This is a genomic window from Poseidonibacter ostreae (assembly GCF_009208075.1).
Taxonomy (GTDB): domain Bacteria; phylum Campylobacterota; class Campylobacteria; order Campylobacterales; family Arcobacteraceae; genus Poseidonibacter; species Poseidonibacter ostreae.
This window is the reverse complement of sequence record NZ_WFKJ01000022.1, coordinates 35,630-48,230: the sequence shown is the minus strand read 5'-3', so window position 1 is coordinate 48,230 and position 12,601 is coordinate 35,630. Positions and strand designations below refer to the sequence as shown.

At 26.7% G+C, this 12,601-nt stretch carries 11 protein-coding genes and 1 pseudogene; 7 read left to right on the top strand and 5 right to left on the bottom strand.

Going from position 1 to position 12,601, the window contains the following annotated elements; translation table 11 throughout:
• Positions 1-44: 44 nt before the first annotated feature.
• On the top strand, positions 45-1,214 hold the full coding sequence (locus tag GBG18_RS08475; RefSeq protein WP_152190175.1) for a hypothetical protein: 1,170 nt from the start codon (positions 45-47) through the stop codon (positions 1,212-1,214).
• A 62-nt stretch (positions 1,215-1,276) separates the two neighbouring features.
• Here the strand turns inward: GBG18_RS08475 and GBG18_RS08470 are convergent, their stop codons facing one another.
• Positions 1,277-1,594, bottom strand: coding sequence for a hypothetical protein (locus GBG18_RS08470; RefSeq protein ID WP_152190173.1), 318 nt, complete (start codon positions 1,592-1,594; stop codon positions 1,277-1,279).
• 74 nt (positions 1,595-1,668) lie between these two features.
• A pseudogene (locus tag GBG18_RS08465) lies at positions 1,669-1,824 on the bottom strand (type II toxin-antitoxin system YafQ family toxin); the annotation flags it as partial.
• Between the two features lie 232 nt (positions 1,825-2,056).
• Between GBG18_RS08465 and GBG18_RS08460 the strand changes: the two are divergent.
• Complete coding sequence (locus GBG18_RS08460; RefSeq protein WP_152190171.1) at positions 2,057-2,329, top strand: type II toxin-antitoxin system Phd/YefM family antitoxin; 273 nt, start codon at positions 2,057-2,059, stop codon at positions 2,327-2,329.
• Between the two features lie 6 nt (positions 2,330-2,335).
• Positions 2,336-2,665, top strand: coding sequence for a type II toxin-antitoxin system RelE/ParE family toxin (locus GBG18_RS08455; protein WP_152190169.1), 330 nt, complete (start codon positions 2,336-2,338; stop codon positions 2,663-2,665).
• A gap of 160 nt (positions 2,666-2,825) precedes the next feature.
• Here GBG18_RS08455 and GBG18_RS08450 read toward each other — a convergent pair whose 3' ends face one another.
• Positions 2,826-5,015, bottom strand: a complete 2,190-nt coding sequence (locus GBG18_RS08450) for a PhoX family protein (protein ID WP_226896413.1) — start codon at positions 5,013-5,015, stop codon at positions 2,826-2,828.
• 153 nt (positions 5,016-5,168) lie between these two features.
• On the opposite strand from GBG18_RS08450, the gene GBG18_RS08445 reads away from it, so the two are divergent.
• From GBG18_RS08445 to GBG18_RS08430, 4 genes are all read left to right on the top strand, one after another.
• Positions 5,169-6,356: a tetrahydrodipicolinate N-succinyltransferase N-terminal domain-containing protein gene (locus GBG18_RS08445; protein WP_152190168.1), complete on the top strand. Its 1,188-nt coding sequence runs from the start codon at positions 5,169-5,171 to the stop codon at positions 6,354-6,356.
• Positions 6,357-6,418: 62 nt separating this feature from the next.
• Complete coding sequence (locus GBG18_RS08440) at positions 6,419-8,446, top strand: thioredoxin domain-containing protein (RefSeq protein WP_152190166.1); 2,028 nt, start codon at positions 6,419-6,421, stop codon at positions 8,444-8,446.
• 55 nt (positions 8,447-8,501) lie between these two features.
• On the top strand, positions 8,502-10,334 hold the full coding sequence (locus tag GBG18_RS08435) for an ABC-F family ATP-binding cassette domain-containing protein (RefSeq protein WP_152190164.1): 1,833 nt from the start codon (positions 8,502-8,504) through the stop codon (positions 10,332-10,334).
• 11 nt (positions 10,335-10,345) lie between these two features.
• A complete protein-coding gene (locus GBG18_RS08430; protein WP_152190163.1) occupies positions 10,346-10,696 on the top strand; it encodes a RidA family protein in 351 nt (116 codons plus the stop codon).
• 34 nt (positions 10,697-10,730) lie between these two features.
• Here the strand turns inward: GBG18_RS08430 and GBG18_RS08425 are convergent, their stop codons facing one another.
• A complete protein-coding gene (locus GBG18_RS08425; protein ID WP_152190161.1) occupies positions 10,731-11,798 on the bottom strand; it encodes an FkbM family methyltransferase in 1,068 nt (355 codons plus the stop codon).
• A gap of 2 nt (positions 11,799-11,800) precedes the next feature.
• Entirely contained in the window at positions 11,801-12,574 is a 774-nt protein-coding gene (locus GBG18_RS08420) for a DUF234 domain-containing protein (RefSeq protein WP_226896414.1), read from the bottom strand.
• Positions 12,575-12,601 lie beyond the last annotated feature (27 nt).

The window sequence follows — 12,601 nt, the reverse complement described above, 5'->3', positions numbered from 1 at the left end:
TATATATGTGATAGAATTAAATAAATTACAATTAAAGAGATCCAATGAAAATATTATCAATATTAGTACTTTTTATAACATTAAGTTTTGCAGATACAAATAATCCATTTAAGACAAAAGCTAATTTAATAGAGTTGGAAAAAACTTATCAGCAATATGAACAAACAGATTATAAAAATTATATCTTAGGTGCAGAATATTATTTTGGACAAGGCAAAGAACAAAATATTAAAGTAGCTAAAGATATTTTTGAAAAAAATGATTATGATGAATTTATGATTATTTATTCAAATGAATTGAAAAAACTAATAGATGCAGAAATAATACCTACTCAAAACACAGCTGTTGATTTAATTAAAAATTCTTTACAAATTTATAGAAAAACAAATAGTAATGATACTTACACGATAAACATGCTTAATCAAATGATAAATTCATGGAATCAAAATACAATTAAATATTCTCCTGATAAAAAATCAAAAGTTATTGAATATAGAGCAGATTATTTAATTAAAAGTGAATATGATGGATATAATAGACCTAGTTTTGTAGAAATTGAATCTCCTTATGGAAAAGTTTCATTTAAAGATTTTGCTTTTGAACCTTTTGATTTTACAGAGGAGTATCTTTTTTTAAATAATCAAAAATTATTAATTCATTTTGGGAGTGATACAGCAAGTGGTATATATATTCTAGATTTGGTTAATTTTGAAATGAATTTAATAGGTTACGGTAGTCTAGCAAGTGTTCAAACTATAAATTCAGAGAAAATAATTAATCTTGTATTGAAAGGTTACCATGATGAAGGTGGTGCTTTTTGGTATAGGAAATCATATGATTCAAATGGAATCGAATTAAAAAATGAAACTCTAAATAACTTTATAAATAATTTTGACAAAGCACACAATACAAAAAATTCAGATTTATTAAATATTTTTTATTTAAACAGCATTTCTTATTATAATTCAAAAAATTATAGTAAAGAAAATGTACTAAAAGATAAAAAAAGACTTTTTAAAAAATACCCAAATTTTAACATGAAAAGTAAAATTTTAGGGATTCAACAAGAAACAGAAAATGACTTTACTATTATTTATAGAAAAGATGTAATTTATGGAAATAATAATAAAATTTTTGATAGTTATTTAAAAGTAAAAATAATCGGTGAAAAAGTTTTTATTAAAGAAGAAAATGATATTTTTGAATCGATATAAAAATATATAAATTATTGAAAAGTTTCTCATTTAATAAAAATAGATTATATTTAAAGTTAATTTTAATTGCCATATATTCTTGAAGAAGCAATAGTTTTACCATCTCTAACTAAAATAAATTTTTCTACTCCCGCTAAACGAAACCAATTACGAGTAGGACTTCTATATAAATATAATTTATCACCTTCTTGTTTTTTTGCTTTAAAACTTTCTAAAAAGTTAGTTGATTCTTCAAAGGGAAAATATCCCCCTAATTTTCTTCTATATTGTAAATATTCCTTTTCTGCTTGTTCAAATGTATACTCTTTTTCATAGGGAAAATACCACCAATATGGATATAGTAACCAAAATTTATAAGGATGTACAGTAGCAAATAACATTGTTTATTCCTAAATATTATAATTAAAAAGCCATAATATGTGTTTTTGAATAAAAAGGTTCTGAGTAAAAAATTTTATTTAAAAAGTTGAGAATGAGTTCCAATTCTAAGAAGTTGCAGAGTATTATCAGTTATCATATAAATTACAAGTAAATCACCACTTATATGAAACTCTTTTGTATCTTTCCACTCTCCACTTAGAAAATGGTCTCTAGCTTCTTGGGGTAACTCTTCATTATTTAAAAAAAATAGGGGTCAGGTCATGAATTTCCACTTTTCAAATAAGAACACTTCTTTTTAATTAAATAAAATATAATATTATTAAAAATCCAAAAGGATTTATTATACCAACTAAAATAAGAATAGATTTATTCGTATATCACCATAGGATATAATTAAAAATAATACTAAATTAAGACTAAATTTAATACAATATATTATCATAAATTTAAAGGTGGATAAAATGCATTTGAGTCAAGATATAAAACCAATTAGTTATTTAAAAACAAAAACAGCTGATATTATAAATAGTGTAAATGAAAATCAAAGAACTATAATCATAACGCAAAATGGTGAGGCTAAAGCAGTTGTTCAAGATATTAAAACTTATGAAAACTTACAGAATTCTTTAAATTTATTAAAATTAATTGTTCAAAGTGAAAATGATATCGAGAACAATAATACCACAAAACAAGAAAAAATGTTTGACACTTTAGAAGATAAACTATTTGGATAAAATCATATGAACCAATTTGAAGTGATATGGACAAATAGTGCCCAATTTGATTTAGAATCAATTATTGAATACATTAAAATTGATAGTTTAAGTATTGCAAAGAAAATATTTTTTGGAATTAAAGAAGAGTGTAATAGTTTATATACTTTTCCAAAAAGAAAAAGAATTGTACCCGAGTTACAGCAAATAGGTATTTTAAAATATAGAGAAATTATATATAAAAGATGGCGAATAATATATAAATTTGATGATAAAAAAGTATATATTTTATTAGTAGTAGATTCAAGTAGAAATTTAGAAGATGTACTATTTCAAAGATTACTTAAAACGAAATGATAACAAGCTAGAGAAAGGGAATAGGAATAAAAGAAATAATAGGTATGAATTAAAAATAGAAAATATTATTCATGAAGAATTATTAGCAAAAATCTATGACTAATAAAACAGAACATCTATCTAGTATATTTAGATAGATATTCTTATTTAGTTTTTAATTTTATGAACCAACAATTCCATTATCATTTTTTGTAATAACAACAGTAGCAGACCTAGGTCTAGCTGTTCCTTTATCTGGCCAATTACTTCCATATAATGATGCATTCTTTAAATCTTTAGTTTTTTCACCTGGGTGTTGGATATTTACAAAGATTGTTTTTCCATCAGGAGTTTCAGCAATTCCAGTAATCTCACACTCTTTTGGACCAACTAAAAATCTTTTTAGATTTTTAGTTGAAGCTTCTGCCCCTACTTTTGTAGTTATTGTTTCATCTTGATTATTATTTGTAGGAACACTTTTATTTGTGATTTGTGTACTTCCTCCATCATTGTGTTTTCCAGGAAGTGCAGCAAGCATCATACAGTTTGAGACATCTGTATAAGCACTATCATCAGTTTGTAGCCACATTAAACCTTTTGAAGCCTGACTAAAATATAATCCATCAGGACTTGAAAAGTCATTATCATCTGTTAGTTTTGAAATATTTATATTTCCATTAGCATCAGCTTGTGCACCAAATAAATAAATATCCCAGTTAAAAGAGCTTACACTTGCATTATTTTCAAGTTCTTGAATTCTCATAATTTGACCATTAACATTTCCATCTCTTGAAGAACTATTTTTTGTATCAGAATAATATCTTGGATTTGATGCATCTAATTGCATACTATTTCCTCTTTTTGAATTATTAGTTAATGTTACGTAAATATCTCCTGTGTTTGGATGAATTCCTGCCCATTCTGGTCTGTCCATTGGAGTTGCTCCTACTGCATCAGCTGCATGTCTAGTATTTACTAATAAATCTCCTAAATCATCAAATGAATATTTTTTATAAGATTTAATATCTTCATTTGACATTGATAATTCTAGCCATTCTCCTGAACCATCTTCATTAAATTTTGCAACAAAAAGTTTTCCATCATCTAAGTATTTATTTCCAATATCTAATCCACCATTTCTATCTTTTTCATTCCATTTTAATCTTGATACATATTTATAAACATATTCACCTTTTGAATCATCACCCATATAATAAACTAAAGGTTCTCCTTCTTTTACATTTCCTGGCATTGCACCTTCATGTCCCATTCTTCCAAGTGCTGTTCTTTTTCTAGGAGTCATTGTTGGATTAAAAGGATCAATTTCAACTACCCAACCAAATGTATTTGCTGCATTTCTGTAATCTTCAACTGCTTGGTTTGCATTAGGAATAATATTCCATCTATCATAAAGATCATTATTAGTTTTAGAATTTGCCCAACCATAAGAGCCATCTGACTCTTTTGATCCCATATATCTATTTTGTGTACTAGCTGCTTTTTTATCAGATAATAAAGTACTATTTGATCTTTTAAAATATCCTGCCCAATTTTCTTCACATGTAAGATAAGTTCCCCATGGAGTTAATCCACTAGCACAGTTATTTAAAGTTCCTCTTGTTTGTGAACCATCTTTTGAGTATTTAGTTTTTACTAAATCATGATTTTGTAAAGGACCGTTAATATCTATTGGAGTTTGTGCAGTAATTCTTTTATTAAAAACTGAATTTTTATTTAAATTAAAGCCATTTTTACCTTTTTTGATTTCAATAACTGATACACCATGAGCTGATACTTCTTTATCTATTTGTGCAGCTGTTCTACTTGTTCTATCATAATTATCCCATTCCTTTTCAGTATGTAAAAATATCTCTGTAATATTTTCATGATTCATACATAATAATCCTCTATTAGAATTATTTAAATCTTTTGCTGTTCCTTCATCATTCATTCCAAAATAGAACATTCCATCATGATGATCTCCAGCTCTATTATTAAAGTCTGTATCTGTTCCATCATTTTTATACTCAGAAGTAAAGTTATTTATAGGATCACCTAATCTATATAATACATCTACGCTATAGCCTTCAGGTATTGTAACTACATCATTTAAGTTTTTTGGCACTGGATTGAAATCTAATAGGGCATTTGCTACTGCATTTGAAATACTATTTTTACTACTAGCATGTGCTGTTGAATTTAAACCTAAGAAACTTCCTGCAACAAGTGCTAAACTACCTTTTATTAACGTTCTTCTAGAAACCCTAGATTCAATAATTTCTTCTATTGATAAACTATTTGAATTGTTTTTAGAAATTGAATCTTGACCATTTGGTGACATTGGATGATTTTTACTAAGTGGTGTTTTCATATTTTATCCTTTTTTTATTGATGACATTTTATATATTGGAAATTACAAAATGATTACAAATATTAAGAGTTGTTATTGAAATATATTTGTATCTTTTAAACTTCCTTTATTTTACTTTATAGTATAATGCCCCAAAAAATTATGGAGTTTTTAATGGCTAACACTAAAGAAGAATTTAAACAATTAATAGAAGATGTACAATCACAAGACTGGTATAGAAACCCAATTGGATTTGGTATTGCAAAAGTAGATAGAGGTCAATTAGACTCTTCAAAAATCTTACAAGCAACTTTCCCAATTATTAACTGGAACGAAAACAACGGTAGTGCAGCTGTTTTATTAAATGCACTTAAAATTGCTGGTGAAAATGTAGATACAACAGGTTCTGAATTAGTTTGTAATATTTCTGATGTATTCTTAGAAGAGTGTGTTAAAGCATTTACTCCTTATATTGCAGAAGCAAAAGGTGAAGATCATAAAAATGTTCAAGTTATTTCAACACTTGCATCTTTACCAATTGATTCAGGATTAACTGCTGATGATTATAAAGTTGTATTTATTTTTGAAGATGCAGATGTTGCTTCAACTGAAACTGCATATTTAAAATTATATGCATTATCAACTGGAAAAGCAGCTTTAAGATCATTAAACTTAAATGGTGTATTTGGAAAACTTCATAACTGTGCATGGGTTGGAAATCAACCACTTGAATTAGACTGGTTAAGAGCTAATGAAATTTCATTAAAATTATCAGGAAAATATCCTGCAATTGATATGGTAGATAAATTCCCAAGATTATTATCTCATGTAATCTTAGCAGATAACACAAGAATTTTAGAAACTTCAAAAGTAAGAATGGGTGCACAATTAGCAGCTGGTACTACTGTAATGCCTGGTGCTGCATATATTAACTTTAATGCTGGAACTGAAGGTTCAGTAATGGTTGAGGGAAGAATTTCTTCATCTGCTGTAGTTGGTGCTGGTTCTGATGTTGGTGGTGGAGCTTCTATTTTAGGTGTTCTTTCTGGAACTGATGGTGTTCCTGTTTCTATTGGTGAAAATACATTATTAGGTGCAAACTCTTGTACTGGTACTGCTATTGGTGATGGTTGTATTTTAGATGCTGGTGTAACTATTTTACCAGGAACAAAAATCACATTATCTGAAAAAGCTGTTGAAGCAATTGCTAAAGCTAATCCAGAAAAAGAAATTAAATCTCTTATGAGAGGTATGGATTTCTTAGGTGTAAATGGAGTTCACTTTAGACAAAACTCTGTAAATGGTCAAATTATTGCAATGAGATCAACTAGAGAAATCAAATTAAACGCTGATTTACACTAGTAATTAACAAATACTAAACATACTTATCCTAATATATAATTATCATATATTAGGATAATGTTATGAAATTTAAAAACTTAATACTTTTACTATTTTTTCCTATATTCTTTTTATATTTAAATGCAAAAGAGACTTATACAAACTCATTAATCAATGAAGATTCTCCTTATTTAAAACAACACTCACATAATCCAGTTAACTGGTATGCATGGAATGAAGAAGCTTTTAAAAAAGCAAAACAAGAAAATAAAGCAATTTTTTTATCTATTGGATATAGCACTTGTCATTGGTGTCATGTTATGGAAGAAGAATCTTTTGAGAATATTGAAGTTGCAAATATTTTAAATAAAAACTATATATCAATAAAAATTGATAGAGAAGAAATGCCTCATATAGATAAATATTATCAAAATGTTCATAGTCTAATAAATAATAGAAGTGGTGGTTGGCCACTTACTGTAATATTAACACCTAATAAAAAAGCATTTTTTGCAAATACATATATACCTTATGATGCTAGAAATGGTAGTGTTGGAATAAGAGAAGTTTTAAAAAACATTAATGATATTTTCATTAATGAAAATGAAAAAGTTGTAAAAACTGCACAAGAAATAGAAGAGGTTTTAAAAGAGTATGAAAATCAAAGTTTTAAACCCACAAGTTTAGAAAAACAAATAGTTGATAAATATATAAAGCAAGTTGAAGATAGTTTTGATGAAAAATATCACGGCTTCTCAAATAGACCTAAATTTCCTAATGCTTCTAAAATAGAAACTTTACTTGATATTTATGCAATAACAAAAAATAAAAAAGCATTAGAAATAGCTACAAAAACCTTAAAAAGTATGGCAAATGGTGGTATTTATGATCAAATAGAGGGAGGTTTTTATAGATATAGTGTAGATAAAATGTGGATGATTCCACACTTTGAAAAAATGCTTTATACAAATGCAGAACTATTAGGTGTTTATTCAAAAGCCTATAGAATAACTAATGATATCTTTTATAAAAATATTCTAGATGAAATTATATCTTTTGTAGATATAAGGTTTAACAAGCAAAATCTTTTTTATAGTGCAAGTGATGCTGATAGTTTATTTGATGGCAAAAAAGAAGAGGGTGTTTATTTTGTATTTGTTTATGATGAAGTATATGAATTTCTAGAGCAAAAAGGATATGATGAAAATCAAATTGAAAATATTTTAGAGTACTTTAATATTGTTTTAGAGGGAAATTTTGAATACAACTATAACAATCCTTATTTAACAAAAAAATCCTTGGAAAATATTCCTATTAATCTTCAACAAATAAAAAAAGATTTAAAAGAATTTAGAGAAAAGAAAAAATACCCTTTTATTGATTATAAGATTTTGACATCTTGGAATAGTTTATATATCTCTTCATTATTTGAAGCAGGAAAAATCAATAAAGAGTATAGTAAAAAGGGATTAAAACACTTAAATATATTACTTGAAAATTTATATATAAATAATACTTTATATCACCAAAAACTAATAGATAAAAAACCAAAAGTTAAGGCCTTATTAGAAGACTATTCTTTTATAATTACTGCACTTTTAAAAGCTTATGATTATTCCTTAGATTCAAAATATTTAGATATGGCAAAAAAGTTAAATAAAGAAGCAATAGTCAAATTTTATAAAGATAAAAGATGGAAAATGAGTGATGATAGTTTTATAGCAAATGCTGATGTTTATGATAGCGCTTATAAAAGTTCCTTGTCAAATATGATTGATAATATACTAAAAATTGCAGCTTTAGATGATGATTTAAATTTACAAAATATTGCTAAAGAATCTATTAAATCAAGTAGTACAATACTCTATTCAAATCCAAGCTCAGTATCATGGTTATTACGTAGTTATATAGCTTATGAAAATGGGTATATAGTTTTAAAAGCTAGAAAAGATATGTTTAAAAATAAAACTATGCCAGATTTGCCATTTATATTAAAAAAGATAAATAGAGATAAAAAATATTTAGCATGTAAAATTGGTGTTTGCTTTGCTTATGGAAATGATTTTGAAAAGATAATTGAAGATATAAAAAAAATAGGCTTTTTTAATTAGGCTATAACTCCTTATTGCGTATAATCCGATTTATAAATAAATAAAAAAGAGTAATATGATAGAACTTATAAATGTATCCAAATCCTATGGTCAAAAAGAACTATTTTCTAATTTAAACTTTAGATTAAACAAAGGTAATAAAATAGGACTTGTTGGACGAAATGGTAGTGGAAAATCTACAATATTTAAACTAATTCTAGGAGAAGAATTTAGTGATGAGGGAGTAATTAGTATTCCTAAAAACTATAAAATTGGTGCATTAAAACAGCACTTAGTTTTCACTGAAAAAACTGTAAGAGATGAAGCTGCTTTATCTTTGAGTGAAGAAGATATGTATAATGTTTATAAAGTTGAAAAGATTTTATTTGGTTTAGGTTTTACAGATGAAGATTTAGATAAAGATCCTTTATCTTTTTCAGGGGGTTATCAAATTAGAATAAATCTTGCTAAATTATTAGTAACTGAACCAAACTTATTATTACTAGATGAGCCTACAAACTACCTTGATATTCTATCTTTACGTTGGTTAAAAGCATTTTTAAAAAGTTTCGAGGGTGAGGTTATAATTATTACCCATGATAGAGATTTTATGGATCATGTTACTACACATACTATGGGATTAGTAAGACGAAATCTTGAAGTAATACCTGGAAATACTCATAAATTTTATGCACAAATAGCATCAAATGATGAACATCATGAAAAACAAAAAGCAACTCAAGATAAAAAAAGAAAAGAACTATTAGAGTTTATTGCTAAAAATAAAGCAAGAGCTTCAACGGCAGCACAAGCACAATCAAAACAAAAAGAGCTTGATAAAATGGATGATTTAAGCTCAATTGTTCATGATAATACTTTAGACTTTGATTTTAACTTTAAAGAAACTCCTGCAAAAGTATTATTAGATGTTAAAGATGTTGGTTTTGGATACTCAAGTGATAATATTCTTTTTAAAGATATTTCTTTTACACTTAAAAAAGGTGAGACTTTAGGAATTATTGGAAAAAATGGTAAAGGAAAATCAACTCTACTAAATGTAATTGCAGGTGAACTTAAACAATTAAGTGGAAAAGTTGATTATCATGGAACTAGTACTTTTGGACACTTTGGACAAACAAATATTGACCATTTAAATCCAGAAAATTCAGTTATGGATGAAATCCAAACAGGAAATATAAAACTAGCAGAATCTAGTGTACGTGCAATTTCTGGTTCTATGATGTTTTCAGGAGATGATAGTAAAAAGAAAGTATCATTACTTTCAGGTGGTGAAAAATCTAGAGTAATGCTTGGAAAAATATTAGCAAAAGATGTAAATATCTTATTTCTAGATGAGCCTACAAATCACCTTGATATGGAATCAATTGATTCTTTAACAACTGCTATTGAAAACTTCCCTGGTTCATGTATTGTTGTAACACATAGTGAAGAACTTTTAAGACGTGTATGTGATAGACTAATTATCTTCTCAAAAGGTGGAGCTGACTATTTTGATGGAAGATATGATGACTTCTTAGAAAAGATTGGTTGGGAAGAAGAAGAGGGTGAAGTAAAAGTTAAATCTAAACCTAAAGTTAATAAAAAAGAGAATAAAAAGAAAAGAACAGCTTTACTTACAGAGCGAAATAAATTAACTTCTTCATTAAAGAAAAAAGTTGAAAAATATGAAAATGAGATCATGGAAATTGAAGATATAATAGAAACAGAACAACATGAACTAGTACAAGCTTCAAATGCAGGAGATAATGCAAAAGTTATGGAACTTTCAAAAGCTGTAAAAGTTAATCAAAGTAAAATCGATGAAAAATTTGCAGCTTTAGAAGTTGAACAATTAAAAATGGATGAAATTTTAGACGAGTATAATGCTAAAATAGAAAAGCTACAATAAAAGGAAATAAAATGGTTATTAGAAAACAAGTAAACGAAAGAATGAGTAGAACAGTAGTTCACAATAATACGGTATATTTAGCTGGAATTGTATCTGATGATAAAACACTTGATATCAAAGGTCAAGCTGCTAGAGTTTTAGCAATTGCTGAAGAAAGACTTGCTGAAGTTGAAGTTACTAAGCATGATATTTTAAGAGTAGAAATATTTGTAAAGGATATTTATAGAGACTTTGCAGGTTTTAATAGTGTTTGGGATGAATGGGTTTCAAAAGAAAATCCACCAGCACGTGCTTGTGTTGAAACAAATATGGCAAGTGTAGAAACTTTAGTTGAGATTATAGTTACTGCTGCTAAAAACTAGTTTTTCTTATCTTTAGAAGTAAGGGTTTTAATCTCTACTTCTTTGGAATAAAATACATAACAGTTTCATAAATGCCTTCCATATAATGGCGTATAAAGACTTTATAGTCATTTCTAACACTAAGTACTAACTGGGGCACTTTATACCAATCTTGAGCTTTATGATAGATACAAATAGCTAAAATTGGATGATTCTTTAATATAGTTTCTTTTGCACCGATAATTGCATCTTGTTCTGCACCTTCAATATCAAGTTTTATAAAATCTACTTTTTCTTTTATTAGATTATCAATTGTGTTTATATTTATTGCTTGATAGTCATGTGCACATATATCTTGTGTTTCTTGGGCTTGATTGATTTCTATTTTTTCTTTTCCTAAACCACAGTTTATAAATTCTATATCTCTTTGAGTTGAAAAGTCTCTTTTGGCAATCTTTATATGTAAATCATTTGGTTCAATACAATATATCTTTTTATAATCAGGAAAGTTTTGTATTATATTTGGAAGTGTATCACCAACATATGCACCACCATCTACAAAAGTTATATTTTTAATATTTGGAATTAAATCTTTATCAAAATATTGTTCATCAAAGTTATTTGTAAAACCTTTCATAAAACTCAAATCAAAACTCATTTTAAAATTTATTACTTTTTCAAAAACTTCTTTTGATTTATCATCGCTTAAAAGATTGTAAGTCTCTTGGTATCTACTTTTGTTTTCTAAAAAATCATCTTTAAAGTCCATAATAAAAGGAGGGTGAATTAAATCTAATTTTGAGTATCTTATAAAGGCTAAATAGTTAAAGTGTGTATATCCTAACTCATCTAGTTTATTATTTACTTCAAGTGGACTTCCTGTAGCAACTGTTAAAATAATAGAGTCTTTAGGAACATCTTCTATTTGAAGTACTGTTTTTTTTCTTGATTTTTGTACTCTTGTAAAGTCATCTATTATTCCATCAACTTCTAGATGTTTTAATACACTTTTTCCAAGTTTATTTATTCCTAAGATATATTTTTTTATACCTTTTGATTCAATAAAGAGTTTAGTTAACTCTTTATCTTTATCATTTACATAATCAAGTCCAACTAAATTCATATTTATTTATCAAGTAGTAGTTTAAAACTTTTTGCAGTATATAATCTTAGTGTTTCGTCTTTTAATGACTTAAGTTCGTTTGTAAAGCCTTTTTTTGTAAATAATATACAAATATCAGGTTCAAAGCCAACTTCTTTACAAGTGTTTTTTAAGTTGTTTAATTCACTTTTTTTGATTTTAGAGTTAACATATTTACAAGATGCAGCTATTGTTTTTCCAGATTTTGTTTTAGCAACTAAATCAATACTATTTTTATCATCCCAATATTTACCAATATTTTTAATTTCATCATCTGCATAGGCATCTCTTAAAAATTCCATTGCTAATTCTTCAAATACAAAACCTGTAAACTCAGCTTTTCTATTTTCATAATTTTTATAAAACTCATCATAATTACCCTCTTTAATACCCTTATAAATAGGTGAAACAAAGGCAAACCAGAATCTTAAAAAAGGAGTTGTAAATAGAAGTTTTTTAGATATCTTACTATCTCCTCTTTGATTTAGTAAGAAATGTTGTGATGATTCTATTTCTATAATACCTCTCTCAACAAGTCCATCAACACACTTCATTCCCTCTTCAAAGCTTACAAAGGCTCTTTTAAAAGATGAGTTTGTTCTTCTATCTCCTAATGCAATACCACTTAATACTGCTTGGTCTACACTATATCCACCAGTAATTGCATTGATTTGGTTTTTTAAATATCTATATTTATCTAAAATTTCTGTTTGTATTAAATCTTTTAAAGGAATTGTAATATCAATATCAATATTCATCCCACCAAATATAGTAAAGTATTCAAT